This window comes from Escherichia sp. E2586 (assembly GCF_005781105.1).
Taxonomy (GTDB): Bacteria; Pseudomonadota; Gammaproteobacteria; order Enterobacterales; family Enterobacteriaceae; genus Escherichia.
In genome coordinates, this window is the sequence record NZ_VATN01000007.1 from 290,977 (window position 1) to 317,060 (window position 26,084).

Consider the following 26,084-nt stretch of genomic DNA (forward strand, 5'->3'; position numbering starts at 1 on the left):
GGCCGGATTGCGTTTTACTTCGTTTCTTCACAGTCCAGAACAGTATTCACAATCAGTTGATATCCGGTACAGCGACACAGATTCCCGGCCAAGCCACGGCGAATTTCCGTAATGGTTAACGGTTTCTCTCGAGGTTTTGCCAGCATTGCCGTAGTGGCCATAATCAGCCCCGGCGTACAAAAACCACACTGTACAGCGCCAGATTTCGCATAAGCCTGTTGTACATGAGAAAGTTTGCCGCCTTTCGCTTCGCCTTCCAGCGTGCGGATCTGTTTTCCTTCAGCCCATGCGGCCAGGTATAAGCAGCTGTCTATCGCGGTTCCGTCAACCAGCACTGTACAGGCACCGCATTCACCAACGCAGCATCCTTGTTTGACACTAAGCAGCCCTTGTTCGCGGAGCAGTTCCGAAAGCGGCATACCTGGCGCGGCGTGAAGCTGAAAAGGCATATCGTTAATGATGCATTCAATAGTAATACTTTCGCTGTGATTCATTGCAATTTTCCCCCCGCCGCAGCGACGGCTTCGCTAATCACTTTTTTGGTCATCGTCTGAATGAGATGCAGACGGAACTCTTTACTTGCTCGCCATGAAGAACGCGGTGCGACATCCTGTAGGACAGATTCGCAGATGGCCTCCAGTGTTTGCTGGTTTAATGGCGCATTTTGTGCAGCCTGTTCGGCATGTTGGCAGCGAATCGGCGTTGGTGCGGCAACACCAAATGCCAGACGCAACTCGCTGAAGTAGCCGTTGTTCAATCGACAGTGAGCGGCACACCCGATTGTTGAAATATCCATCGCATCGCGCATGGCATATTTATAATGTGCGCTACCTGCGTGTTCTTTTGGCTGCGGAGGAAAATGAAACGCGACCAGAATTTCATCATGCTCAAGGGAAACCTTGCCTGGTCCGGTATGAAAACCATTAATCGAGACGAAACGAACCCCACGCGGTGAATGGATTTCCAGCTTCGCGTCATAAATCAGTGTTGGTGTTGCTGAATCTGCGCTGGTGGCGCCGTTGCAAATATTTCCGCCGTAGGTCGCGACGTTACGGATTTGCGGGCCGGCAATAGACGAAGCCGCAGCGCATAATGCCGGGAGATGATGTTGCGTTAACTGATTTTCTATTAACTGAGTAAAGGTCGTCGCAGAGCCGATGCGTAGTGCACCATCTTCCGCCAACGTAATACCCCGAAGCTCCGCCAGATTGTGGATATCAACAATATGGCGATAGCGATCATTGTGGTGGTGGAGTTGAATCAGTACGTCAGTGCCACCGGCGAGCAGTTTGGCCTGCGGATTTTGAGCCAGCAGGTTGGTTGCATCGGCAACGGTCGTTGCGCGATGGTAAGAAGCAAAATCAAACATGATGTTATCCTCAAATCAATCCTGCCAGATGGAACTCTTCATATAACCGTTTTGGTGTCAGCGGCAGCGTATTGATTGCGACACCGGTAGCCATCTTCACCGCATTACGAATTGCAGCGGCAACAGGAATAATTGGCGGCTCACCCAGTGACTTATGTCCGTATGCAGATTGTGGTTCATTAATTTCGACAAACGCACTTTCCAGTTGTGGCAGATCCGGCATGGTCGGCATTTTGTAATCCAGTAAATTTGGGTTACGCACCACGCCACTTTTCGCGTCGATGATCATCTCTTCAAAAAGCGCCCAGCCGATGCCCATCCCCATCCCGCCGTGTACCTGACCTTCAGCCAGCAGCGGATTAAGAATATGGCCCGAATCATGAACGTTGAGGATGCGGTTGATGGTGACCTTACACAGCGCGATATCGACTGTCAGATCAACAAAGGTACAGCCAAACGCAGGTGGGTTCGTGGTGGTTTTGATCGAGCTTTCGGCAGAAAGCTGCCCGCCACGTTCAGGATGATAAAATGCATCCATTGCCAGGTCTTTTAACGACAGTAACGCCTCTTCCGGTCTTTCAACCAGTACGATATGGCCTTTTATCAGGGTTAGATTCATCGCCGACAGATGCAGCATTACTGCGGCGTGAGCGATGATTTTCTCTTTTAATAACAGTGCCGCACTGCGCAGCGCAGGTGCGGCAACATAGCTCTGACGTGAGGCAAATGCGCCTGGATCGAATGGCGTAATATCGGTATCTTGCGTCGAAATTACGCGTACATCACTGACCGGAACGCCCACGGTTTCAGCTACCATTTGCGAGAACACCGTGTCGGCACCCTGACCGATTTCCGTCGCGCCGCTCTGCACGTTGATGGTTCCATCCTGATTCATCAACAGGCGCGCGCCAGCGATTTCTACACCGACAGGCCAGGTGTTAGAGGTGTAGCTAAAACAGGCAACGCCAATGCCGCGGCGCAGATTGCCCTGCGGGTTCTGGCACTCTGCACGGCGTTTTTCCCATTCAAAGATTTCCCGCCCTTTTTCCAGGCACTCTGGCAATCCGGCACTGTAGATGCGTTTGCCTGTGAGTGGATTTGTATCGCCTTCGCGGGCGGCATTGCGTAAACGAATTTCAACCGGGTCAATGCCCAGCGCTTCAGCAGCGTCATCCAGCATAGATTCAACAGCAAAAACCACCTGCGGTGCGCCATAGCCACGCATCGCACCCGCTGAGGGTAGATTGGTATAGCAAGTCTTTGAGCTATAAGAATAGGCACAGCGCGGGTAGAGATAAGCAACTTTATTGCCGCCTGCAGAAGCGATGGAATGACCGTGTGAAGCGTAAGCGCCGGTGTTAGACAGAACATCCAGGCTATAGCCTTTTAGCGTACCATCGCGGTTGACGCCCATTTGTCCGTCAATGGTAAAAGCGTGGCGAGTGCGGGTCGCCAGAAAACATTCTTCGCGGCTTAGGGAAACTTTAACCGGAATGCCGCCGAGTTTACTGGTCAGAAATGCCGCCATCGGCTCTTCCAGTACATCTTGTTTATTACCAAAACCACCGCCGACAAAGGGCTTGATAACCCGCACGCACGACCAGGGAATATCCAGAGCCTGACCGACAACGCGGCGGACAATGTGCGGGATTTGGGTGCTGGAAACGATGGTAATTCGTGAATCGTCTTCCATCCACGCCAATGAGGTCACGCTTTCCATATGACAATGTTGAATGACCGGCGTCTGATAATGCCCCTGCACCTGATAATCGGCGGCGTCGATTGCTTGCTGGACATTACCTGTCGACATTGTGCTTTGTTTCAGTAAATTGCCACCGCTATGGATTGGCGCTGCGTCTTCTGCCAGTGCCGCTTCTGGCGTGGTAATGACGGGTAATTCTTGCCATTCGATGTGAACAAGTTGCGCTGCTTTTTCCGCTGTGAGTTCATCACGGGCCACGACAATAGCAACCGCATCGCCATGATGGCGGACGTGGCGTGTTAACAGGGCGCGATCGGCGGTATCGCGTTTATTCTCATCCAGAGTCCAGGCATGGCCCGCCGTGGCAAAGGAAATATCAGGAACATCTTCCCAGGTAAATACGGCCAGTACGCCTGGTAAACTTCTGGCTTGTTCATCGTTAATGCTCACCGCATAACCATGTGCAATTGGGCTACGTACATATTTCGCGTAACACATGCCCGCCATAACATAATCGTCAGTATATCGTGCCCGCCCGGTGACCTTCGCAATGGCATCGACGCGCATGCATGATTCACCTGTAGCGGTTGCTTCCCGCGCTTCCATAGAAATCCCCTTGATTTGAACATTTGGTTCTTATGGCAATGATTAAGTCTTTGCAGGCAAGAATTACGCCAGAAACGACTATAAACACGAGGGGAGAGGGGAAGTGTGATGTCGTTAAAAAAACGCTACGGATGATGCATTTTTATCAGCAAAGAAAGTGAGTGCAGTTTATCAATATGAGCGTGATAAAAATCATTGTGATAAATGAGTATTAGAGGTCAATCAGGATGGTTCCGATGTTTGCCAACGGTGCTAATTGATTCTTTAACAGTTATTGATTCGTACATGCCTGTTCCCACGCAATGGATTGGGGATCTGACGGGGGGCTGCTATGATATAGCGTCTTGTTTTTTAGCGAGGAAAGATTTTGAGCGCAGGACGCCTGAATAAAAAAACTCTGGGTATCGTGATGCTGTTATCGGTAGGGCTGCTTCTGGCTGGCTGCTCGGGTAGCAAATCATCAGATACAGGAACGTATTCCGGCTCCGTTTACACCGTGAAACGGGGGGATACGCTTTATCGTATTTCACGCACCACGGGAACCAGCGTAAAAGAGCTAGCCCGACTCAACGACATCTCCCCCCCCTATACCATAGAAATCGGCCAAAAGCTGAAACTGGGTGGGGCGAAAAAAAGTAGTAACGGCACGCGCAAATCCACCGGCAAATCGACGACAAAAACAGCGTCAGTGACACCGTCTTCGGCCGTTTCGAAATCTTCATGGCCGCCGGTTGGGCAACGTTGCTGGTTATGGCCAACGAGCGGAAAGGTTATTATGCCTTACTCAATGGCAGATGGCGGCAATAAAGGGATTGATATTGCGGCGGCACGCGGGACGCCAATATACGCTGCAGGTGCCGGGAAAGTGGTATATGTGGGTAATCAGCTGCGTGGTTACGGTAATCTTATAATGATTAAACACAGTGAAGATTACATTACTGCTTATGCCCATAACGACACGATGCTGGTGAACAATGGACAAAGTGTTAAAGCCGGGCAAAAGATAGCGACTATGGGAAGTACTGATGCGGAATCCGTGCGGCTACATTTCCAGATTCGTTACCGTGCTACGGCAATAGATCCTTTGCGCTACTTGCCGCCACAGGGTAGCAAGCCAAAGTGCTGATGGCGAATTAATCAGCAGTCAGTAGCAAGGCACTTGCTTAGGAGAGCGTAAGGTTTATAATGCCTTACGCATCTCGAAGCGGGCGTAGTTCAATGGTAGAACGAGAGCTTCCCAAGCTCTATACGAGGGTTCGATTCCCTTCGCCCGCTCCAGTTTCTTACTTTTTCTCTTTCTCAGTTTTTTTCATAGTCATCGAATTCTTCCGTTATTGTTGATACGTTCACGTCAGATGTTGATAAATCCAATATCCCCTATAAAAATAGAGTGTATACCTCAAAATATAGAGCGCTATTCTGCTTATGATATTTATTGCAGATCAAGCGACCTCATATTGAGCATTAAAATCAATAATGCTATTAACTTTTGTCAATTGCTTCAATTTTTGAATGTTATTGATAATAACTAAATGATATTCTTTCTCTGTTCCGTGATAAGAGAACGCTTTTCTTTCATTCTGTGTTGTAGAAACATATACATCAATGCATTTTTTTATTATAGCGGCTTTATGTCTTTTTGGTTCAAGTAGCAGTGACTGGTCTATACAAGCGATAGCATCTTCAATTCTTTCATTATATATATTTACCAGTGTCTTATAGTAATACAAGGAGGCTACATCTAATACTTGTGTCTGTGCATGGTCAAAAAAAATGCGTGATGCAGTCGTTTGTCCGGAAAGACCGGTTATCAGTCCCATAATTCCTAAAATATTTCCATCGAAAATATTTTTATCAGATACCTTATCTATAAAGGCCAATGCTTTTTGAGTTGCATGTTTAAGTTCGTATAGACCATGAAGTGCCATAGACATATGACACTCAGCCAACAGGCAGTAGCATTCATTGGTTATTGACTGAGCATTAGTTTTATTTTTAACACTTTCAAATATAGTTATTGCATTGGCAATGCTTTCAGGCGTGAATTCATTCAGTTCATTTTTCCCGGCAGACATTTCGGCTGATAAAATATTTTCATCAGAAGGTACGTGTCGGGACATAAAACCTGGTTCTACTTTAGTTTTCTTCATTGCCAGATATAAGTTACTAATTATAAAGTGTGAGATTTTTTGTATGTCATCTGCCTCAAGATGTGTGCTGGCAATAAGATAAAAACTTTTTGCATCGATTACTTCAATATATAAACTATTTGAAGCATCATATTTGCTGATTCTTCCTGTGACAAAATAATCGGGTTTGAACCTGGCCAGGAAGGCTGTCTGAGATTTATTATCTATGCAATACTGGGTTGCAGCCATTGGATATATATATAGATCATCGGTTTTTTTATTTGAGATTAGTTGTACAAGTTCCTGATTAAGTGCTAATGGATCCTGACTGCTGTGAGATATTGTAAATGGAAATAAAGCAATAGTGCTGCCTGGAACATTATCTTGATTTTCTTTTATCTTGAATACTTGCCCACTGAATCGATAACCTTTTCTATATATGGTTTCAATGCAACGGTTGTAGCCAATTCTTTCAAAAATACATCTTAATGAATAGATGCATCGTGTAAGGGATTCGTCACTTACAATTACATTTTTCCATACAGATTCGATGATCGCATCTTTGGATACAACATTTCCCGCCGATTCAAGCAATACAAATAATACACCGAGTTCTTTCGGCGGGATGTAAAATTCCTCATTCCCTTTTGTAAGAATGCCATCTGCTGTAAGTATGATTCCATCAGGGAAATGATATGAGAACTTATTTTCTAAATCCATTAGCTCACCTCTATTAAGTTTGTGGTTTTTGGCATCCTGCATGAGTAACAGATATAACTGATATTCATATATTTCATTTAATATTTCTTTTTACTAAATTCATCATGATTGTTTAAGTTAATTTATATTAGCTTGATGTGATTGTAATCTGAAATATTCTTAATTAATGATTTGTTAATCATGTAAGTATATAACTAATTGAAAATAATCGATAAAGTTATGATTATCACATTTCTTAATTTAATGTGATTGTTCATTTAAGATAAAATGATAGGCTGTGGGGAATAGCTATGCGTCGACTTACAATCTGGTGTGAAAGAATTATTGCAAGAGTAATTTTATGTATTAGCAACTATTATGTTTATGTGCTCTATTAAATATCTCTGTGCGAACCAGCGTTTATTTTTACACCATTATTGTCATAGTGGAGTGCGGAAGGGTTTTTTAATGACGGATGTAATTTGAATGGGGGAGGGGATTACCGCATAAACTGTCAGGGATGAAGATGGATATAAGAATATATAAAGATTATATTCCAATGCCTGAAATGTTACATTTGTTGTTTGGACTTTCAATTACAGATGCAGCATCAAGTTGTTTTGTTACCTTGCGCAATACATAATTGCTCTATTGCCAATGCTTAAAAGAAAATCATGATTGTTCTGTTTTTGAACATTATAGCTTATCATTTTTCCCGGAAATATATAAAAATCAGGCAGGAGTTGTGCAAGATTATCGTCTGAAATTTGATCGATAATATCAAATTTATTTATTTTGGTAGAGGTAAGATGCAAAGTGTCATAATTTTCGATCCACGTATATTCAATATCTCGGCGAAATGATTTATAAGTGTTCGTGTTTTGTTTCCAGGTACCGCTAAGTGCAACAGTTCCTGTCTTTTTATTTTTATTATACATAAAGTCAATAGTGAGATTAGCCCTCCCTTGGTCATTAAATATAATCCAATTGGCCGTGCATTTCTCATTGTATACTATTTGTTCTTTGGAATAATGATAGGCAATAAAAAAAATGAAGCCACTGAGAAAGCATAAAATAATAAACAGCGTTTTTTTATAACGAATCATGGTTAACTCCGCGATACGATAGAGTTAAACAGTCTGCAACTGTGTTATTACTATGGTTCTTTTTGCATGCCATAACAATCAATCCGGGAGATGACTTATCGAGAGGGAAATATAGCCAGGGGTATTTTTTACAATCAATTCTAGATCCTAATATACGGTTCTTATATTTATCGAGATCTTTCAACCCATCAATGCTATCTTCTGTAACATTGAAATGACAACCATTTATTTGTGCAACAGTTTTGTAATCTTTAAAGAATGATTTGGGTTGACTATTGTGCCAGAGAAAAAATGCGGTAAGCAAACCTACGGCAAATGCACTTAGCATGGGTAAATAATTTTTAGATAGCCTGACTATATTTCTGAGATAATTATCTGGATGAGCACTTGTCTCTTTAAACTCATCTTTAACGTTCAAGCATTGGGGAGATATGGTCTTTTGTGCATCTGCAGAAGGGATTATTACATGGTTTTCTATGTTTATATCATTACTGAGCTTAAAACCTTTTCTCGGCACGGTTGCAATAAGCGAATGGTTGGTTTCACCAACCGTGCGAAACCCGCGTCTGATAATCGATATATTTTGATATAACGTGTTGACCGGTACTCGCATGCCTTCTTCTTCCCAGACTCTGGAGAAAAAATCCTGTTGTGCAACCACATCAGGAAAGGCTTCAAGTAGCAGAGATAAGCACCTGCTTGCTGGCGTTGTCAGAACGGCGTTAAGCTCGGCGTCATGTACCGAAATTAATTTTCTGTGCTCTGGCCAGAACTCAATATTATCGTTAATAATCCAGTACATACGTCAATGAAACATAAAATTAAGTAAATTGAAATTATATAGTTTGATAAGTATATTAGTATTCATGGAATAAATATATATTAATTTTATATTTATCATACAAACTATAATTATAGCATATCAATGCAACTTAAAATTCCATGTGAATTAACAAATTTAACACTCTTAACCGTTGTCTTTATGCCTTCTTCTCGCAATATCTTTTCATTTTTGCGGTAGCGCGTAAGGTGACATAATTAAATAAGCGCTCAAATAAACTGAATTAAAAGTTCATGTGATAAAATACGGGCATCTTTATAAGTGCCCGTATATACAATGCTTATTATTATCGACAGTTACGTTTCAGTGCTGAACGGAGTGTGAACGGATAAATAATTCGTTTATTTTACCACCCATCCTTTTTTCAATTCTTTGCTTGTAGGCGTAGATGCTACGGATATCCATATCAAGAACCTCTGCAATCTGATATGGATTATAACCAGAAACCATATGTCCCATAATGGTGAATTCCATTTGAGTTAACGTATTGCCTCTGGTAAATGACAAATAACGACCAATGAATAGTTGCCTGATCTTTTCGTTAGCAATATCCAGGCCATCATCATTATATATAATGGCTGATATCGCGGAGTTGTGTTTCCTCCAGTAATTAGCAAGAGATTGCATATTTCGATCGCTTACTAACACTATTCCCATCTCAGTACTCGTAAGATAGTCGATCCAGTCACTCTCTAAAAAAAGGCGTAAAAAGCTTACTGAAAAATCTACAAAAATATATCCGCTTAATCGAGCGTTGTGGTTTTTACTTAATATACCTTCAACCACGCCACGATTAAAATACGAACTCTCTTCGGGCCACATACAAAAACATGCATTTGCACAATACTGCAAACGTGGTGATTTTTCTGGCATTATTTGGCAATGCATTGAGCAACTATTGCATGTAAGACTTTTATAGCGACTACAAAGCCTCATGTTAATAACCTCCCTATTCATAGATAATTGCATAATTTCATTGGTTATTGATGATGTCAATACACTCTGATTTAGTAAGCTTTTTATGAAAAATTGTGTTTAATCCGTATTTGTCATTATTCTTAATGGTATGTTTAAGCGTGCATCATTAAGCTTTAAATGTGATTGGATTTCACTCAGTTAATCATATTGGCCTTATTGCAAATCAGACAAGTGCCTAATGCATTAAGAATATCTATACTACAAATTGTTTTCGAATGACCAGAAGATATCTTGTAAATCTAAGTGATGCATCTTAAATAGTCTTAATTAAGATGTTCAGATTTTTATTTAGGATAACAGCTTGATAATGCTCGTTTAAGTTATGGAGCGTTTGGGGGGGTGAACAAAGCAAGATGTGCATTGTAAGAATTGGAATGGTTCAAAATAGTGGTTATTTTGAACCATTCACATCAGTGATTAGCTAAAGAACATTACCGATACGCACAGGATACCGACGATCAACGTAATTAGATTTCCGATGGAACGCCAGGGCTTAAGTGCCGGGATGAGATATGTTGACAGCGTTGGCATGATAAAAAGAATCATGGCAATAAGTGGACCACTGATCGCATAAATCATCGAAATTGCATTAGGGTTGATGCAGCAAACGATGAAAGTAATCAGTGATACTAACATAATTGACAGCGCGCGGTTAAATGCACGGCTTTTTTTAACCCCTGCCTGCTGTAGCGTTGTTTTGACTAATTCCGTTGCACCTTCAATAACACCAAAGTAGGTACCTAAAAATGATTTAGACATTGCTACAACCGCGACAATTATTCCCGAAATCGACAACCATGCAGGGGCATTTGGCAGCATAGAAAGTGCCGATAAAATGGTAACACCCTCTTCTTTAGCTGTTTCAATATAAGATGGTGGTATTGATAACAGGCAGCTAAAGACGAAGAAAAGCACGCTCACACAGATGATGAGATAAGCGATTTTCATAATTTTTTTGCATTTATCCATAGCGTGTTCGCCATATTTTTCACGTCTATCAATAGCAAACGTAGAAATAATGGGCGTATGGCTAAAGGCGAAAACCATCACGGGAATCGATATCCATATCTGGTGAAGGGTATTCTGATTGAACTCTACTTGGGTAGTTAATAGAGCTGGTTGCCAGCTACCGACGAGGTAGAAAGAAAGAAATAAGAAATAGGCAATTAGTGGAAACACCAAAAATCCCATTACCCGAATTGTGGCATGGCGCCCCATCAGAAAAATGAGATTCAGAATTAACACAACACCCAGACTCACCAGCATACGAATGCGCAGGTCGATGACCATATGCTTTGCCAGCTGTTCTGTCAGCGAATTGGTGATCGCCACTGCATATATCAACACGACGACAAAAAAAGCAATGAAGTAAAGAGTGGTAATCAGATTGCCGATCTTCTTGCCATAGTAATGAGTTACTGCGCCAGTAATCCCTTCGCCTGCGGATGTTTTTGAAGAAAGGATGAACTGGCACAGGGCCTTATGTGGCCAATATGTTAAAGGCCATGCGACCAGTGCTGTAATAAACAGGACCACCGCTCCCGCTGAACCTAGCTGAATAGGGAGAAAGAGCGTGCCTGCGCCAACGGCTGTGCCGTAAAGTGCGAAGCTCCAGAGAGTTTCTTCTTTTGACCAAACTTTAGACATTATTTGAACGTATCATCTACAAATTAAGAAAAATGGAGGGCAATTTACCATAAACCAGGACAAACATGGGAGATTAACGCTATATCAGCTCATGGATTCATGGGTTAGTAGATGCAAACCTTGCGTGCCAGTTGGGTATCCATCCCTCATTCCGGTGAATTTCCTTTGTGATAAAAATCACTATTTTTAAACATTTAAAATAATTTTTATTAACAATCATTTACTATTGCGCTGTTAATCTGTGCGAGGTTGTGATGAAAGACGTTGTGATTGTCGGTGCGTTACGAACACCTATCGGCTGCTTTCGTGGGGCGTTGGCTGGCCATTCTGCCGTAGAACTTGGTAGCCTGGTCGTGAAAGCGTTATTAGAACGCACTGGCGTTGCTGCACATGCGGTGGATGAAGTGATTCTGGGGCAGGTTCTGACCGCAGGGGCTGGGCAGAATCCAGCACGGCAATCGGCCATTAAAGGTGGTCTACCCAACAGTGTTTCGGCAATTACGATTAATGATGTTTGTGGTTCCGGGTTAAAAGCACTGCATCTTGCCACACAAGCGATCCAGTGTGGCGAGGCTGATATTGTCATCGCCGGTGGTCAGGAAAACATGAGTCGCGCACCACATGTCCTGACTGATAGCCGCACCGGAGCACAGCTTGGCGATAGCCAACTGGTTGATAGTCTGGTGCATGATGGTTTATGGGACGCGTTCAATGATTACCATATTGGTGTCACTGCCGAAAATCTGGCGCGTGAATATGGCATCAGCCGTCAATTACAAGATGCCTATGCACTTAGTTCACAACAAAAAGCGCGGGCGGCCATTGACGCTGGACGATTCAACGATGAGATTGTCCCGGTAAGAACGCAAAACAATGGGCAGCTGCTGATTGTTGATACCGATGAACAGCCGCGTACGGATGCCAGTGCAGAAGGGCTGGCTAGCTTAAACCCATCATTTGATAGCCACGGTTCTGTTACTGCGGGTAATGCTTCATCTATTAATGATGGTGCTGCTGCAGTAATGATGATGAGCGAAGCCAAAGCGCGAGCATTGAATTTACCCGTGCTGGCACGTATTCGCGCCTTTGCCAGTGTTGGTGTCGATCCTGCGCTGATGGGGATTGCTCCGGTATATGCGACTCGCCGTTGCCTTGAGCGTGTGGGCTGGCAGCTTTCTGATGTCGATCTTATTGAGGCTAATGAAGCGTTTGCCGCGCAGGCGCTTTCTGTTGGCAAAATGCTCGAATGGGATGAACGTAGGGTCAATGTTAACGGTGGCGCAATTGCGTTGGGTCACCCGATTGGCGCATCCGGTTGCCGTATTCTGGTTTCTTTGGTCCATGAAATGGTAAAACGCAACGCGCGTAAAGGGCTGGCTACACTTTGTATTGGCGGTGGTCAGGGCGTGGCGTTAACTATTGAACGTGACGACCCGATCTAAATTCCTTTCTATTCGTTAAACATCTGCCGCCATCAAGCCATTTCATGATGATGGTTGGCACGTCTGCGCACATACCCCATAGACACTGAGTTTTGCCTTCACCTGACTTATTCGTGATCGACGCGACACTTTTCTCAATCCCTTATCGAAAAATGAAACAATGTTTTATTTTTGATTGAAAAGCGCACTGTGCAGGCATATCATCCTTTAAAGAATAAAACGAAACGATGTTTCACAATCGTTGTAATTTTACAGTTCAATGATTATCGGAGGTTGATGTGGACGTAAGACAGAGCATCCACAGTGCGCATGCAAAAACGCTGGATACACAGGGGCTGCGCAATGAATTTTTGGTTGAAAAGGTATTCGTCGCGGATGAGTACACGATGGTATACAGCCACATTGACCGCATTATTGTTGGCGGCATTATGCCGGTAGCAAAAACGGTTTCTGTTGGCGGGGAAGTTGGAAAACAACTGGGCGTGAGCTACTTCCTGGAGCGTCGCGAGCTGGGCGTTATTAATATTGGCGGCGCTGGTACGATTACCGTCGATGGTCAATGCTACGAAATCGGTCACCGCGACGCTCTCTATGTTGGCAAAGGTGCAAAAGAAGTGGTCTTTGCCAGCATTGATAGTGCCACTCCGGCGAAGTTTTATTACAACTGCGCACCTGCTCATACGACGTATCCCACTAAAAAAGTGACCCCGGCTGAAGTCGCTCCGGTTACGCTGGGCGATAACATCACCAGTAATCGTCGCACAATTAACAAATATTTTGTGCCAGATGTGCTGGAAACCTGCCAGTTGAGCATGGGGCTAACGGAGCTGGCTCCGGGAAACCTGTGGAATACCATGCCATGCCACACCCACGAGCGTCGGATGGAAGTTTACTTCTATTTCAACATGGATGATGACGCCTGCGTTTTCCACATGATGGGGCAACCGCAAGAAACGCGTCACATTGTGATGCATAACGAGCAGGCAGTCATTTCCCCGAGTTGGTCTATCCACTCCGGCGTAGGGACCAAAGCTTATACCTTTATCTGGGGCATGGTCGGTGAAAACCAGGTCTTCGATGATATGGACCACGTTGCCGTTAAAGATCTGCGCTAGTTGCGGGCAAAATCAATAAGGTATTATCATGATTTTAAAAGAATTTTCTCTTGATGGTAAAGTCGCGGTAGTCACTGGCTGTGACACTGGGCTGGGGCAGGGGATGGCGCTGGGACTGGCGCAAGCGGGCTGTGATATCGTCGGCATTAATATCGTTGAACCGACAGAAACCATTGAACAGGTCACGGCGCTGGGGCGTCGTTTTTTAAGCCTGACCGCCGATCTACGTCAGATTGATGGCATTCCTGCACTGCTGGATCGTGCGGTAGCAGAGTTCGGCCATATTGATATCCTGGTCAATAACGCCGGATTGATTCGCCGTGAAGATGCACTCGATTTCAGTGAAAAAGACTGGGACGATGTGATGAACCTGAACATCAAAAGTGTATTCTTCATGTCTCAGGCGGCGGCGAAACACTTCATCGCACAGGGCAACGGTGGCAAGATTATCAATATCGCGTCCATGCTCTCATTCCAGGGCGGGATCCGCGTACCTTCGTATACTGCATCAAAAAGCGGCGTGATGGGCGTGACCCGTCTGATGGCGAACGAATGGGCAAAACATAACATCAACGTTAATGCGATTGCTCCGGGCTATATGGCGACCAACAATACCCAACAACTGCGGGCTGATGAACAGCGTAGTGCGGAAATTCTTGACCGCATCCCGGCAGGGCGTTGGGGATTGCCGAGCGATCTGATGGGGCCGGTGGTATTCCTTGCCTCCAGTGCTTCAGACTATGTGAATGGTTATACCATTGCCGTAGATGGCGGCTGGCTGGCGCGTTAAGTTATTCAATTCATTTTTATGACCCTGCCGTATGGCAGGGTTTTTTATACCTGCAGATCATCATAATCCATATCTCGGTTATGAAATAATCCATATCAATTATCAATTAATAAATTTTATGAGTTTTATCTGCTTTAAAATTATGTAGTTAATAATAACGTCAATAATTTTACTTAATTTGAAAATTGGAATATCCATCACATAACCGCATGTCGTAGCAATTTAATCCATATTTATGCTAATTCCGACCTGACACCTGTATGAGTTGTTCACGTATTTTTTCACTATGTCTTATTCTCTGCTGGCAGGAAAAAATGGTGACTATCAATACGGAATCTGCTTTAACGCCGCGTCCTCTGCGAGATACGCGTCGTATGAATATGTTTGTTTCGGTAGCTGCTGCGGTCGCAGGATTGTTATTTGGTCTTGATATCGGGGTTATCGCCGGAGCGTTGCCGTTCATTACCGATCACTTTGTGCTAACCAGTCGATTACAGGAATGGGTGGTCAGTAGCATGATGCTCGGCGCGGCAATTGGTGCGCTGTTCAACGGTTGGCTGTCGTTCCGCCTGGGACGTAAATACAGTTTGATGGCAGGGGCCATCCTGTTTGTGCTCGGTTCGATAGGATCGGCTTTTGCGACCAGCGTAGAAATGTTAATCGCCGCTCGTGTGGTGCTTGGTATTGCCGTGGGGATTGCCTCTTATACAGCTCCACTGTACCTCTCTGAAATGGCGAGTGAAAACGTACGTGGCAAGATGATCAGTATGTACCAGTTGATGGTAACGCTGGGCATCGTGCTGGCGTTTTTATCCGACACGGCATTCAGCTATAGCGGTAACTGGCGTGCAATGTTAGGTGTTCTTGCCTTACCGGCAGTCCTGCTGATTATTCTGGTTGTTTTCCTACCAAATAGCCCGCGCTGGCTGGCGGAGAAAGGGCGTCATATCGAGGCGGAAGAAGTGCTGCGTATGCTGCGCGATACATCAGAAAAAGCGCGAGAAGAACTTAACGAAATTCGTGAAAGCCTGAAATTAAAACAGGGCGGTTGGGCGCTGTTTAAAATCAACCGTAACGTCCGTCGCGCGGTGTTCCTCGGTATGTTGTTGCAGGCGATGCAACAATTTACCGGTATGAACATCATCATGTACTACGCGCCGCGTATCTTCAAAATGGCGGGCTTTACGACGACCGAACAGCAGATGATTGCGACTCTGGTCGTGGGGCTAACCTTTATGTTTGCTACTTTTATTGCAGTGTTTACGGTAGATAAAGCCGGGCGTAAACCGGCACTGAAAATTGGTTTCAGCGTGATGGCGTTAGGCACTCTGGTGCTGGGCTATTGCCTGATGCAGTTTGATAACGGTACGGCTTCCAGTGGCCTGTCCTGGCTCTCTGTTGGCATGACGATGATGTGTATTGCCGGTTATGCGATGAGCGCCGCGCCAGTGGTGTGGATCCTGTGCTCTGAAATTCAGCCGCTGAAATGCCGCGATTTTGGTATTACCTGTTCGACCACCACGAACTGGGTGTCGAACATGATTATCGGCGCGACCTTCCTGACGCTGCTCGACAGCATTGGTGCTGCCGGTACGTTCTGGCTCTACACCGCGCTGAATATTGCGTTTGTGGGTATTACCTTCTGGCTCATTCCGGAAACCAAAAATGTCACGCTGGAGCATATCGAACGCAAACTGATGGCAGGCGAGAAATTGAGAAATATCGGCATCTGATGTCTCTGGCCGGATGTGCTGTACATCCGGTCTTTTTTTCGCTAATAGAGATCGGGCGCCAGGCCGTTGAGTTCCTTATTCAGCCTTGCTGCATTAACTTACAAGTCAGGAGAAAGGAATGAAAACAATTGGTCTGCTAGGGGGTATGAGCTGGGAATCCACTATTCCTTACTATCGTCTGATAAATGAAGGCATTAAACAGCGACTTGGTGGGCTTCACTCTGCGCAAGTGCTGCTACATAGCGTTGATTTTCATGAAATAGAAGAGTGTCAACGTTGCGGGGAGTGGGATAAAGCAGGAGAAATTCTGGCTGAAGCGGCACTTGGCTTACAGCGGGCGGGGGCTGAAGGCATTGTGTTATGTACCAATACGATGCACAAAGTAGCGGATGCTATCGAATCCCGTTGTTCACTGCCTTTCTTACATATTGCGGATGCCACTGGACGTGCAATTACCCGTGCCGGAATAACTCGTGTGGCGCTGCTGGGGACACGCTACACCATGGAACAGGATTTTTATCGTGGGCGACTGGCGGCGCAATTTTCCATCGACTGTCTGATCCCTGAAGCGGATGAACGGGCGAAAATTAACCAGATTATTTTTGAAGAACTGTGTCTGGGGCATTTTAGCGAAACATCACGCACTTATTATGCGCAAGTGATTGCTCGCCTCGCAGAACAGGGCGCGCAGGGCGTCATTTTTGGCTGTACGGAAATTGGTTTACTGGTGCCAGAAGAGCGCAGTGTTCTGCCTGTGTTTGATACTGCGGCTATTCATGCCGAGGATGCAGTAGCCTTTATGCTGTCGTAATTCACTACAAAATAGCCTCAAGAGCGGCAACCAGTTTTGGTAAACCGGTTTGTAAATGCTTGCTGAATGCCTGCACCAGTGCTGATGACGGACGATGTAGAGGGCGAATCAGGCTGACGGTGAAGGGAACCGCAATACTAAATCGCCGCACCACTAACCCACTTGCCGCATAATCCAGAGCGGTGAGTGGGTTAACTACCGAAACTCCCGCTCCCGCCCGTACCATCGCGCAAACTGACGCGGCGCTATGGGTTTCTACTATCATGCGTCGTTTAACCTGATTCTCACTAAACAACTGATCCAACAGCTGGCGATAGCTGTCAGTGCGGGAAAGGCTGATGTAGTTCTCACCGTGAAAATCTTCCGGTGTTAATACCTTTTTTGCCGCCAGCGGATGGCCCGGCGGTAAAACACACACTTCGTCTAAAGACAGTAATTCGGTGCGTTCCGTACCCGCAGGCGTATGCAGCGTTTCGGTGAGTCCTAGATCATGACGCTGTGCCGAAAGCCACTCTTCAAGTAGCGGTGATTCCTGCGGGACAATGTTTAAGCTGACTTCAGGATAACGGGCCAGAAACGGTTGTAGCAGCGGCGGCAAAAAAGACTGCGAAAAGACCGGCAGGCAGGCAATAGACAGTTCTCCCTGGCGAAACTCGCGCAGACTTTCGGCGGCGCTGACGATGCGATCCAGCCCGTACCAAGAGCGCTGCACCTCTTCAAACAGACGCAGCCCTTGAACGGTAGGGTGTAATCGACCGCGTACGCGTTCAAACAGTTTCAACCCGATCACCTTTTCAAAGCGCGCCAGTTCGCGGCTGACGGTTGGCTGTGAAGTATGCAGCAGTTGTGCCGCCTCAGTCAGGCTGCCGGCGGTCATAACCGCATGAAAAATTTCAATATGACGTAAGTTAACGGCGGCCATTAGCATTCTCTCGCAATCCGGTAATCCATATCATTTTTGCATAGACTCGACATAAATCGATATTTTTTATTCTTTTTATGATGTGGCGTAATCATAAAAAAGCACTTATCTGGAGTTTGTTATGCCACATTCACTGTTCAGCACCGATACCGATCTCACCGCCGAAAATCTACTGCGTTTGCCCTCAGAATTTGGCTGCCCGGTGTGGGTTTACGATGCGCAAATTATTCGTCGGCAGATTGCAGCGCTGAAACAGTTTGATGTGGTGCGATTCGCGCAGAAAGCCTGTTCCAATATTCATATTTTGCGCTTAATGCGTGAGCAGGGTGTGAAAGTGGATTCTGTCTCATTGGGGGAAATCGAGCGTGCGCTGGCGGCGGGATATAATCCGCAAACGCATCCCGATGACATCGTCTTTACCGCGGATGTTATCGATCAGGCAACGCTTGAGCGCGTCAGTGAATTGCAAATTCCGGTGAATGCGGGGTCTGTTGATATGCTCGATCAACTGGGTCAGGTTTCGCCAGGACATCGGGTATGGCTGCGCGTTAACCCGGGGTTTGGTCACGGACACAGCCAAAAAACCAATACCGGTGGCGAAAACAGCAAGCACGGCATCTGGTATACCGATCTTCCGGCCGCGCTGGAAGTCATACAACGTCATCATATGCAATTGGTTGGCATTCACATGCACATCGGTTCTGGTGTTGATTATGCGCATCTGGAGCAGGTGTGTGGCGCGATGGTGCATCAGGTCATCGAATTCGGTCAGGATTTACAGGCTATTTCTGCGGGGGGCGGGCTTTCTGTTCCGTATCAGCAGGGAGAAGAGGCGGTTGATACTGAACATTATTATGGTCTGTGGCATGCTGCGCGTGAGCAAATCGCCCGCCATCTCGGTCACCCAGTGAAACTGGAAATCGAACCGGGCCGCTTCCTGGTAGCGCAGTCTGGTGTGTTAATTACCCAGGTGCGGAGCGTCAAACAAATGGGGAGTCGCCACTTTGTGCTGGTTGACGCTGGATTTAACGATCTGATGCGCCCGGCAATGTATGGCAGTTATCACCATATTAGCGCGCTGGCGGCTGATGGTCGCTCTCTTGAACATGCGCCAACGGTGGAAACCGTTGTCGCAGGGCCATTATGTGAATCGGGCGATGTCTTTACCCAGCAGGAAGGGGGGAATGTCGAAACCCGTGCCTTACCGGAAGTGAAGGCTGGCGATTATCTGGTGCTGCATGATACCGGTGCATATGGTGCGTCAATGTCATCTAACTACAATAGTCGCCCACTGTTGCCAGAAGTTCTGTTTGATAATGGTCAGGCGCGGTTGATTCGCCGCCGCCAGACCATTGAGGAATTACTGGCGCTCGAGTTGCTTTAATCGCGGCTAGTCGCTGGCTGCGTTATGACTTGCATCCAGCGACGGTGTTGAAACTGAATGGCGACGTACCAGCGTAGGACTAAAAACGTTGGTGATTTCTGGCAGTGGGCGATTATCCGCCAGCGCCAATGCCAGTTCTGCAGCCTGGGTCGCCATTGTCACTATTGGGTAACGGACCGTGGTCAGCCGTGGGCGTACATAACGTGACACCAGCACATCATCAAAACCAATCAGCGAAATTTCACCTGGTACATCAATCCCATTGTCATTGAGCACGCCCATCGCGCCTGCCGCCATTGAGTCGTTATAACAAGCCACGGCGGTGAAATTTCTGCCTCTTCCCAACAGTTCTGTCATCGCCTGCTCGCCACCGCTTTCGTCCGGTTCGCCGAAAGTCACCAGCCGATCATTAGCCGGAATACCGCTTTCGGCAAGGGCATCGTAATACCCTCGCAGACGATCTTCGGCATCAGAAATAGAGTGGTTAGAGCAGAGATAACCAATGCGTGTATGACCCTGCTGAATTAAATGGCGCGTCGCCAGCCAGGCACCGTAGCGATCGTCCAGAGCGATACAACGACACTCAAAACCCGGAAGGATCCGGTTGATTAACACCATGCCGGGTATTTGCTTCATCAATGAGGACAAATCGGCATCCGGGATCATTTTGGCATGGACGACCAGCGCGGCGCAGCGATGGCGAATCAACTGCTCAATGGCCTGGCGCTCTTTTTGTTCGTTGTGGTAACCGTTGCCAATTAATAAGAAATTACCGGTATGGTAAGCCACCTGTTCGACCGCTTTCACCATTGCACCGAAAAACGGATCGGAAACATCACCAACGACCAGGCCAACCGTTTCAGTGGTCTGTTGCGCCAACGCGCGGGCGTTAGCGTTCGGGTGATAACTCAGAGATTCCATTGCGCTATGCACAGCCAGACGAGAAGCTTCGCTGGCTTTTGGAGAGTTATTAATGACGCGGGAAACGGTGGCGACTGAAACGCCTGCCAGTCGGGCTACATCCTTAATGGTCGCCATGAAAATACCTTTGTGGGTAAACGCTTACATTCTGCCAGTGTTACGGAAAACGCCCGTTGGTTCAAGGGGCGTTGTGATTTCAGCGTGGGAAGTGTGCGCGAAGCGAGAATACGTAAGGAAAAAAAGAGATTGCAAACCTTTGGTTACACTTTGCGAAACGCTGTTGCGATTGACTGCTGGTGGCATTTGTCTACAGGTTGATAAAGTGGTGATCCCAGAGGTATTGATAGGTGAAGTCAACTTCGGGTTGAGCACATGAATTACACCAGCCTGCGCAGATGCGCAGGTTTTTTTTGCCTGTCGCAAATCTGTAACAGTAACCGACAATTTACACACCTCGTTGCATTTCCCTTCATTCCTTTGCTTTTTCTCGCTGGCGAAGCGTCGTCGTGCGGACCACAATCAAGATCCCAGAGGTATTGATTGGTGAGATTATTCGGTACGCTCTTCGTACCCTGTCTCTTGCACCAACCTGCGCGGATGCGCAGGTTTTTTTTCGCACCGACTTTACTGTCGCTCGAGCTCTTCATCTCGTGTAATCTCACCGCATTCGCATTTAATGAATAATGAGCAAAGGGAGTTGAAATGCTTTTTAGCTTTTTTCGAAATTTGTGCCTTGCTCTGTACCGCGTTCGCGTGACAGGTGACACCCAGGCGCTGAAGGGCGAGCGCGTTCTTATCACGCCCAATCACGCCTCTTTTATTGATGGCATTCTGCTGGCGCTATTTTTACCCGTTCGCCCAGTGTTTGCTGTTTACACCTCCATCAGCCAGCAGTGGTATATGCGTTGGTTGAAATCATTTATCGACTTCGTTCCTCTCGATCCGACACAGCCGATGGCAATCAAACATCTGGTTCGTTTGGTGGAACAAGGCCGTCCAGTAGTGATTTTCCCGGAGGGGCGCATCACGACCACCGGTTCGCTGATGAAAATTTACGATGGCGCCGGTTTTGTGGCGGCGAAGTCAGGCGCGACGGTTATTCCGGTGCGAATTGAAGGGGCGGAGCTTACGCACTTCAGTCGCCTGAAAGGTCTGGTTAAACGGCGCTTGTTCCCGCAAATTCATCTGCATATTTTGCCTCCCACGCAGGTGCCGATGCCAGATGCGCCGCGCGCCCGTGACCGCCGTAAAATCGCGGGGGAAATGCTGCACCAAATTATGATGGAAGCGCGTATGGCGGTACGCCCACGTGAAACGCTGTACGAATCACTACTGAGCGCAATGTACCGTTTTGGGGCCAGGAAAAAGTGTGTCGAAGACGTCAACTTTACCCCAGATACCTATCGCAAGTTACTCACTAAAACACTGTTTGTTGGTCGCATCCTCGAAAAATATAGCGTTGAAGGGGAAAGAATCGGCTTAATGCTGCCCAATGCAGGCATCAGTGCGGCAGTGATTTTTGGGGCCATCGCCCGTCGCCGTATTCCGGCAATGATGAACTACACCGCCGGGGTAAAAGGGCTGACCAGCGCCATTACGGCGGCTGAAATCAAAACTATCTTCACTTCTCGTCAGTTCCTCGACAAAGGCAAACTCTGGCATCTGCCGGAGCAGCTGACTCAGGTACGCTGGGTGTATCTGGAAGATTTAAAAGCGGATGTCACCACTGCCGACAAAGTGTGGATCTTCGCCCATCTGTTGATGCCGCGTCTGGCACAGGTAAAACAGCAACCAGAAGAAGAGGCGCTGATCCTCTTTACCTCCGGTTCTGAAGGCCATCCGAAAGGCGTCGTCCATAGCCATAAAAGCATTCTGGCGAACGTCGAGCAGATTAAAACGATTGCCGATTTCACCACCAACGATCGCTTTATGTCGGCGTTACCGTTGTTTCACTCCTTTGGTTTAACTGTTGGCTTGTTTACGCCCCTGCTGACGGGCGCAGAAGTCTTCCTTTACCCCAGTCCATTGCATTACCGCATTGTGCCTGAACTGGTGTACGACCGCAGTTGTACGGTGCTTTTCGGTACTTCGACCTTCCTTGGTCATTACGCGCGCTTCGCCAACCCGTATGACTTCTATCGTCTACGCTATGTGGTGGCTGGCGCGGAGAAACTACAAGAAAGCACCAAACGACTTTGGCAGGATAAATTTGGCCTGCGTATTCTTGAAGGCTACGGCGTGACTGAATGCGCGCCAGTGGTGTCCATCAACGTACCGATGGCAGCGAAACCTGGCACCGTCGGGCGTATTTTGCCGGGTATGGATGCACGTCTGCTGGCGGTTCCGGGTATTGAAGAAGGTGGTCGCCTGCAACTAAAAGGGCCGAACATAATGAACGGCTACCTGCGGGTGGATAAACCAGGCGTGCTGGAAGTGCCAACGGCTGAGAACATACTCGGTGAGATGGAGCGCGGCTGGTATGACACTGGCGATATCGTGCGTTTTGATGAACAGGGATTTGTGCAGATTCAGGGGCGGGCAAAACGCTTCGCCAAAATTGCCGGAGAGATGGTTTCACTGGAAATGGTGGAACAACTGGCACTTGGTGTTTCGCCAGATAAAGTCCATGCCACCGCGATTAAGAGCGACGCCAGTAAAGGCGAGGCGCTGGTATTGTTCACTACAGACAGCGAACTGACGCGCGATAAACTACAGCAATACGCCCGCGAGCACGGCGTACCGGAACTTGCCGTACCGCGTGACATTCGCTATCTGAAGCAGATGCCATTACTGGGCAGCGGCAAGCCTGACTTTGTCACGTTGAAAAGTTGGGTAGACGAAGCGGAAAAACACGATGAGTGAGTCAGTGCACACTAACACTTCGCTATGGTCGAAGGGAATGAAAGCAGTTATTGCCGCGCAGTTTCTCTCTGCATTTGGCGATAATGCGCTGCTGTTTGCCACTCTGGCGTTACTGAAAGCGCAGTTCTATCCGGACTGGAGTCAGCCAATCCTGCAAATGGTGTTTGTGGGTGCTTACATTCTCTTTGCGCCGTTTGTCGGTCAGGTGGCGGATAGCTTTGCGAAAGGCAGGGTAATGATGTTTGCCAACGGCCTTAAGTTGCTGGGTGCTGCCAGTATTTGTTTTGGCATTAATCCGTTTCTCGGTTATACGCTGGTGGGCGTCGGTGCAGCGGCTTATTCTCCGGCGAAATACGGTATTCTTGGCGAGTTAACTACCGGTAATCAGTTAGTGAAAGCTAACGGCTTGATGGAAGCCTCCACCATTGCGGCGATTTTACTCGGTTCCGTAGCCGGTGGCGTGCTGGCGGACTGGCATGTTCTTGCTGCGCTGGCGGCCTGTGCGCTGGCTTATGCTGGCGCGGTAGCGGCAAATCTCTACATTCCAAAACTGGCGGCGGCGCGTCCGGGACAGTCGTGGAATCTGATCAACATGGCTCGCAGCTTTATCTCTGCTTGCGCCGTATTATGGCGCAACGGTGAAACACGATTTTCGCTGGTGGGCACCAGTTTATTCTGGGGCGCGGGGGTTACGTTGCGTTTCCTGTTGGTGCTGTGGGTGCCGGTGGCGCTGGGCATTACCGATAACGCGACCCCGACCTACCTCAACGCGATGGTAGCGATTGGCATCGTGGTTGGTGCGGGGGCGGCAGCAAAACTGGTCACCCTGGAAACCGTATCACGCTGCATGCCAGCCGGCATTTTGATTGGCGTGGTGGTGCTGATTTTCTCCCTGCAACACGAACTGCTGCCAGCCTATGCCTTGTTGATGTTGATTGGCGTACTTGGAGGCTTTTTTGTGGTACCGCTCAATGCATTATTACAGGAGCGAGGCAAAAAAAGCGTCGGGGCGGGGAATGCGATTGCAGTACAGAATCTCGGCGAAAACAGCGCCATGCTGCTGATGTTGGGAATTTACTCGCTGGCAGTAATGGTAGGCATCCCAGTCGTGCCCATAGGCATTGGCTTTGGTGCGTTGTTTGCGCTGGCAATAACGGCGCTGTGGATCTGGCAACGCCGTCATTAATCTTTTGCCAGATGGCACATTCAGCCATCTGGCGAAGGTCACATTCCCGAAGGGTGCATACCTTTCGGATACTTCACGCTGTAAGAGAATGGCAGACTCACGTTCTCTTTGCCTGACAGTTTCAGCGTCCAGGTCAGTTCACCCGTTTTTGCATCAAACTGCGCCTGCCCGTACTGCATTTTTTCTACCGTAATATCACTATTAGCACTGACTGGGATCTGGTCGAGCAGAGTAATATCCACCGCTTCGCCGTAGCTGTTCTTCACATTAAGGGTGTAACTGAAGTTACGTATTGCGCTGTCATTAAAGATAGATAACGCATTCTCTTTTTTGAGTGCGGCTTTACGCTGAATAATCAACTTAGGATCGCGGTTAAGCTGAATATCCAGCGACTTGCCATCTTCCGGCGGCTGTAAATAACCCACGCCGGTACGGTTATTGCCAAAGAAGATCTGACTTTCGCCGGGGATTAAATTTAACTGTTCCCACTCTTTAATTTGTACCTGGAGCCAGGCGTCATTACTGATCTTTGGAATAGCAAAGAAGCGATATTTACCGTTGACCGACTCTTCCTTAATGACCACCGTGCGCGCGGTATTATCGCTGTCGATTTGCCACGGTAGCGAAAGTGCATAGCGAACATTTTGCGCGGTAAAACTTTCTGGTTGCGGTGAAACGGGCGCTGCCGATGCCGCATACATGCGCCCGGCTCGTTGCTCCCTTGTTTTTTGCATCTCTGCCCCCAGGGCTTTCTGCAATTCTGAGACATCCTGGTCAGACGAATTTTCCGAACGCTGTTTCATCACAGGTGATTCTGAAAGCGAGCCGTTTACACCTCCATACTCCGGAACATCCACATACTGGGGTTCCAGTTGCGGCAAGGTGAGGTGAGTATCAGGTTCATTGGTCGAGAGCACGAGATTAACGTTTTTCCATGTAAGCCCGGTGTACTGGCGAATATTAGCCTTGTAAACCAGACGCAGCGGCTGGTTTATGGCCGTGGCGTGAATATCATAGAGCGGCGTCCATGTAGCATCAGGAGTCATATAACGCACCACCGCTTTCGCAGTGACGGCTTTTGGGACATATACCTTAGCGATGATAACCTGCGGATCATTGGCTGCTTCTGAATCGCCGTTACTCATGCTCTCGCGTTGCTCCAGCTTTTCAATTTCCAGCTGGTTATCAGCAAGTTTCTGCGTCAGTTCATTGTCAACACGTAATAGCTCACCATTTTTCTCTTTCACCATCTGCAGATACTTGCCAACTTCGGCGGCACTTTTATTTGTTAATGTGCTATTTGCCTCTAATACCTTAATTTGAGCCGCGATATTGTCTTTCTCGGCGGTCAGTTTTGCCTGTTCCTGTCTGGCAGCTTTTAACTGTTGCTGAATATCTGACGGCAGCGTATTCGGTTGTGTTCCCTGTAACTCAATACGTGAGGAAAGCACAGTCACTCCGTTATCGATAGAGATGGCGATGCTGTCGTCGGTTACCGAATTGGCGATATTAGTGAAGATAATTTCGCTTTCTCCGGCTGGTAAATTAAGTGTCTCTTCACCTTGCAGGCTGGCACCATGCAGATAAACCGTGACGTCTTTCAGCGTTAACGGTTGGGTTAATTGCGCACCCCAAACGGAAGAAACGCAACCGACAAACAGCATAGCGAGAGGAAGTGGTCTTAGAATCAACATGGTTATCCTTAACAAGCATTGAAACGCGCGCTGGCGTTGACCGAAAGAGTCTATTGCGCTTTGTCAGGAGAGAGGCGGCGAAAAGTAGTGAATATATTCTGAAAAAGTTGTGACAAGAGATGCCTGGCGCAGAACGCCAGGCGGAAG

20 protein-coding genes and 1 tRNA gene are annotated in these 26,084 nt (G+C 47.2%); 10 read left to right on the forward strand and 11 right to left on the reverse strand.

The window, feature by feature from the left end:
* Window positions 1-14 precede the first annotated feature (14 nt).
* The 3 genes from xdhC to xdhA are packed head-to-tail and all read right to left on the reverse strand — an operon-like array spanning window position 15 to window position 3,677.
* On the reverse strand, window positions 15-494 hold the full coding sequence (xdhC, locus tag FEK50_RS09270) for a xanthine dehydrogenase iron sulfur-binding subunit XdhC (RefSeq protein ID WP_131161995.1): 480 nt from the start codon (window positions 492-494) through the stop codon (window positions 15-17).
* Window positions 491-1,369: a xanthine dehydrogenase FAD-binding subunit XdhB gene (gene xdhB, locus FEK50_RS09275; protein WP_130207782.1), complete on the reverse strand. Its 879-nt coding sequence runs from the start codon at window positions 1,367-1,369 to the stop codon at window positions 491-493. Before xdhB ends, xdhC begins: the two co-directional genes overlap by 4 nt.
* A 10-nt stretch (window positions 1,370-1,379) precedes the next feature.
* Window positions 1,380-3,677, reverse strand: a complete 2,298-nt coding sequence (gene xdhA, locus FEK50_RS09280) for a xanthine dehydrogenase molybdenum-binding subunit XdhA (RefSeq protein ID WP_131161996.1) — start codon at window positions 3,675-3,677, stop codon at window positions 1,380-1,382.
* Window positions 3,678-4,044: 367 nt separating this feature from the next.
* Here xdhA and actS point away from each other — a divergent pair, with 367 nt between their 5' ends.
* Window positions 4,045-4,803, forward strand: coding sequence for an amidase activator ActS (gene actS / locus FEK50_RS09285; RefSeq protein WP_130217906.1), 759 nt, complete (start codon window positions 4,045-4,047; stop codon window positions 4,801-4,803).
* A gap of 78 nt (window positions 4,804-4,881) precedes the next feature.
* Window positions 4,882-4,955: transfer RNA gene (locus FEK50_RS09290), tRNA-Gly, on the forward strand.
* 164 nt (window positions 4,956-5,119) lie between these two features.
* Here FEK50_RS09290 and FEK50_RS09295 read toward each other — a convergent pair.
* The 5 genes from FEK50_RS09295 to FEK50_RS09315 all read right to left on the reverse strand — a co-directional run bounded on the left by FEK50_RS09295 (window position 5,120) and on the right by FEK50_RS09315 (window position 11,077).
* Window positions 5,120-6,526, reverse strand: a complete 1,407-nt coding sequence (locus FEK50_RS09295) for a winged helix-turn-helix domain-containing protein (RefSeq protein WP_131161997.1) — start codon at window positions 6,524-6,526, stop codon at window positions 5,120-5,122.
* A gap of 602 nt (window positions 6,527-7,128) precedes the next feature.
* Complete coding sequence (locus FEK50_RS09300; protein ID WP_130217902.1) at window positions 7,129-7,611, reverse strand: hypothetical protein; 483 nt, start codon at window positions 7,609-7,611, stop codon at window positions 7,129-7,131.
* A complete protein-coding gene (locus FEK50_RS09305; protein WP_130259381.1) occupies window positions 7,598-8,413 on the reverse strand; it encodes a transcriptional regulator in 816 nt (271 codons plus the stop codon). The genes FEK50_RS09300 and FEK50_RS09305 overlap by 14 nt, the downstream gene beginning before the upstream one ends.
* A gap of 342 nt (window positions 8,414-8,755) precedes the next feature.
* Window positions 8,756-9,388, reverse strand: a complete 633-nt coding sequence (locus FEK50_RS09310) for a helix-turn-helix transcriptional regulator (protein ID WP_130207770.1) — start codon at window positions 9,386-9,388, stop codon at window positions 8,756-8,758.
* 459 nt (window positions 9,389-9,847) lie between these two features.
* Window positions 9,848-11,077 carry an amino acid permease gene (locus tag FEK50_RS09315; protein WP_131161998.1) on the reverse strand — a complete coding sequence of 410 codons (1,230 nt, stop codon included), beginning with the start codon at window positions 11,075-11,077 and terminating at the stop codon, window positions 9,848-9,850.
* Window positions 11,078-11,331: 254 nt separating this feature from the next.
* Between FEK50_RS09315 and FEK50_RS09320 the strand changes: the two genes are divergently transcribed.
* The 5 genes from FEK50_RS09320 (at window position 11,332) to FEK50_RS09345 (ending at window position 16,968) form a co-directional block, all read left to right on the forward strand.
* Window positions 11,332-12,519, forward strand: a complete 1,188-nt coding sequence (locus FEK50_RS09320) for an acetyl-CoA C-acetyltransferase (RefSeq protein WP_130207766.1) — start codon at window positions 11,332-11,334, stop codon at window positions 12,517-12,519.
* 278 nt (window positions 12,520-12,797) lie between these two features.
* The gene (kduI, locus tag FEK50_RS09330; RefSeq protein ID WP_130207764.1) at window positions 12,798-13,634 is read left to right on the forward strand and encodes a 5-dehydro-4-deoxy-D-glucuronate isomerase; all 837 of its coding nucleotides are present in this window, start codon (window positions 12,798-12,800) and stop codon (window positions 13,632-13,634) included.
* 28 nt (window positions 13,635-13,662) lie between these two features.
* Entirely contained in the window at window positions 13,663-14,424 is a 762-nt protein-coding gene (kduD, locus tag FEK50_RS09335) for a 2-dehydro-3-deoxy-D-gluconate 5-dehydrogenase KduD (protein WP_130258075.1), read from the forward strand.
* Between the two features lie 314 nt (window positions 14,425-14,738).
* Window positions 14,739-16,157: an arabinose-proton symporter AraE gene (gene araE, locus FEK50_RS09340; protein WP_130207760.1), complete on the forward strand. Its 1,419-nt coding sequence runs from the start codon at window positions 14,739-14,741 to the stop codon at window positions 16,155-16,157.
* A gap of 118 nt (window positions 16,158-16,275) precedes the next feature.
* On the forward strand, window positions 16,276-16,968 hold the full coding sequence (locus FEK50_RS09345) for an aspartate/glutamate racemase (RefSeq protein ID WP_131161999.1): 693 nt from the start codon (window positions 16,276-16,278) through the stop codon (window positions 16,966-16,968).
* 4 nt (window positions 16,969-16,972) lie between these two features.
* On the opposite strand, the gene lysR is transcribed toward FEK50_RS09345, so the two are convergent.
* Window positions 16,973-17,890 carry a DNA-binding transcriptional regulator LysR gene (lysR, locus tag FEK50_RS09350; protein ID WP_130217894.1) on the reverse strand — a complete coding sequence of 306 codons (918 nt, stop codon included), beginning with the start codon at window positions 17,888-17,890 and terminating at the stop codon, window positions 16,973-16,975.
* Between the two features lie 121 nt (window positions 17,891-18,011).
* On the opposite strand from lysR, the gene lysA reads away from it, so the two are divergent.
* Complete coding sequence (lysA, locus tag FEK50_RS09355; protein ID WP_130221485.1) at window positions 18,012-19,274, forward strand: diaminopimelate decarboxylase; 1,263 nt, start codon at window positions 18,012-18,014, stop codon at window positions 19,272-19,274.
* 6 nt (window positions 19,275-19,280) lie between these two features.
* Here the strand turns inward: lysA and galR are convergent, their stop codons facing one another.
* Window positions 19,281-20,312 carry an HTH-type transcriptional regulator GalR gene (gene galR / locus FEK50_RS09360; RefSeq protein ID WP_131162000.1) on the reverse strand — a complete coding sequence of 344 codons (1,032 nt, stop codon included), beginning with the start codon at window positions 20,310-20,312 and terminating at the stop codon, window positions 19,281-19,283.
* Between the two features lie 585 nt (window positions 20,313-20,897).
* Between galR and aas the strand changes: the two genes are divergently transcribed.
* Both aas and lplT read left to right on the forward strand, forming a co-directional pair.
* Window positions 20,898-23,057, forward strand: coding sequence for a bifunctional acyl-ACP--phospholipid O-acyltransferase/long-chain-fatty-acid--ACP ligase (gene aas / locus FEK50_RS09365; protein WP_131162001.1), 2,160 nt, complete (start codon window positions 20,898-20,900; stop codon window positions 23,055-23,057).
* A complete protein-coding gene (lplT, locus tag FEK50_RS09370; protein WP_130237472.1) occupies window positions 23,050-24,243 on the forward strand; it encodes a lysophospholipid transporter LplT in 1,194 nt (397 codons plus the stop codon). The genes aas and lplT overlap by 8 nt, the downstream gene beginning before the upstream one ends.
* A 38-nt stretch (window positions 24,244-24,281) precedes the next feature.
* Here lplT and FEK50_RS09375 read toward each other — a convergent pair whose 3' ends face one another.
* The gene (locus FEK50_RS09375; RefSeq protein ID WP_131162002.1) at window positions 24,282-25,937 is read right to left on the reverse strand and encodes a DUF4139 domain-containing protein; all 1,656 of its coding nucleotides are present in this window, start codon (window positions 25,935-25,937) and stop codon (window positions 24,282-24,284) included.
* Window positions 25,938-26,084: the final 147 nt, after the last annotated feature.

Coding starts and splice junctions, on each gene's coding strand:
- galR (WP_131162000.1), bottom strand. CDS start 20,312: ATGGCGACCATTAAGGATGTAGCCCGACTGGCAGGCGTTTCAGTCGCC.
- xdhB (WP_130207782.1), bottom strand. CDS start 1,369: ATGTTTGATTTTGCTTCTTACCATCGCGCAACGACCGTTGCCGATGCA.
- lplT (WP_130237472.1), top strand. CDS start 23,050: ATGAGTGAGTCAGTGCACACTAACACTTCGCTATGGTCGAAGGGAATG.
- xdhC (WP_131161995.1), bottom strand. CDS start 494: ATGAATCACAGCGAAAGTATTACTATTGAATGCATCATTAACGATATG.
- lysR (WP_130217894.1), bottom strand. CDS start 17,890: ATGGCCGCCGTTAACTTACGTCATATTGAAATTTTTCATGCGGTTATG.
- FEK50_RS09305 (WP_130259381.1), bottom strand. CDS start 8,413: ATGTACTGGATTATTAACGATAATATTGAGTTCTGGCCAGAGCACAGA.
- kduD (WP_130258075.1), top strand. CDS start 13,663: ATGATTTTAAAAGAATTTTCTCTTGATGGTAAAGTCGCGGTAGTCACT.
- FEK50_RS09320 (WP_130207766.1), top strand. CDS start 11,332: ATGAAAGACGTTGTGATTGTCGGTGCGTTACGAACACCTATCGGCTGC.
- araE (WP_130207760.1), top strand. CDS start 14,739: ATGGTGACTATCAATACGGAATCTGCTTTAACGCCGCGTCCTCTGCGA.
- xdhA (WP_131161996.1), bottom strand. CDS start 3,677: ATGGAAGCGCGGGAAGCAACCGCTACAGGTGAATCATGCATGCGCGTC.
- FEK50_RS09295 (WP_131161997.1), bottom strand. CDS start 6,526: ATGGATTTAGAAAATAAGTTCTCATATCATTTCCCTGATGGAATCATA.
- FEK50_RS09310 (WP_130207770.1), bottom strand. CDS start 9,388: ATGAGGCTTTGTAGTCGCTATAAAAGTCTTACATGCAATAGTTGCTCA.
- FEK50_RS09345 (WP_131161999.1), top strand. CDS start 16,276: ATGAAAACAATTGGTCTGCTAGGGGGTATGAGCTGGGAATCCACTATT.
- aas (WP_131162001.1), top strand. CDS start 20,898: ATGCTTTTTAGCTTTTTTCGAAATTTGTGCCTTGCTCTGTACCGCGTT.
- FEK50_RS09300 (WP_130217902.1), bottom strand. CDS start 7,611: ATGATTCGTTATAAAAAAACGCTGTTTATTATTTTATGCTTTCTCAGT.
- lysA (WP_130221485.1), top strand. CDS start 18,012: ATGCCACATTCACTGTTCAGCACCGATACCGATCTCACCGCCGAAAAT.
- FEK50_RS09375 (WP_131162002.1), bottom strand. CDS start 25,937: ATGTTGATTCTAAGACCACTTCCTCTCGCTATGCTGTTTGTCGGTTGC.
- FEK50_RS09315 (WP_131161998.1), bottom strand. CDS start 11,077: ATGTCTAAAGTTTGGTCAAAAGAAGAAACTCTCTGGAGCTTCGCACTT.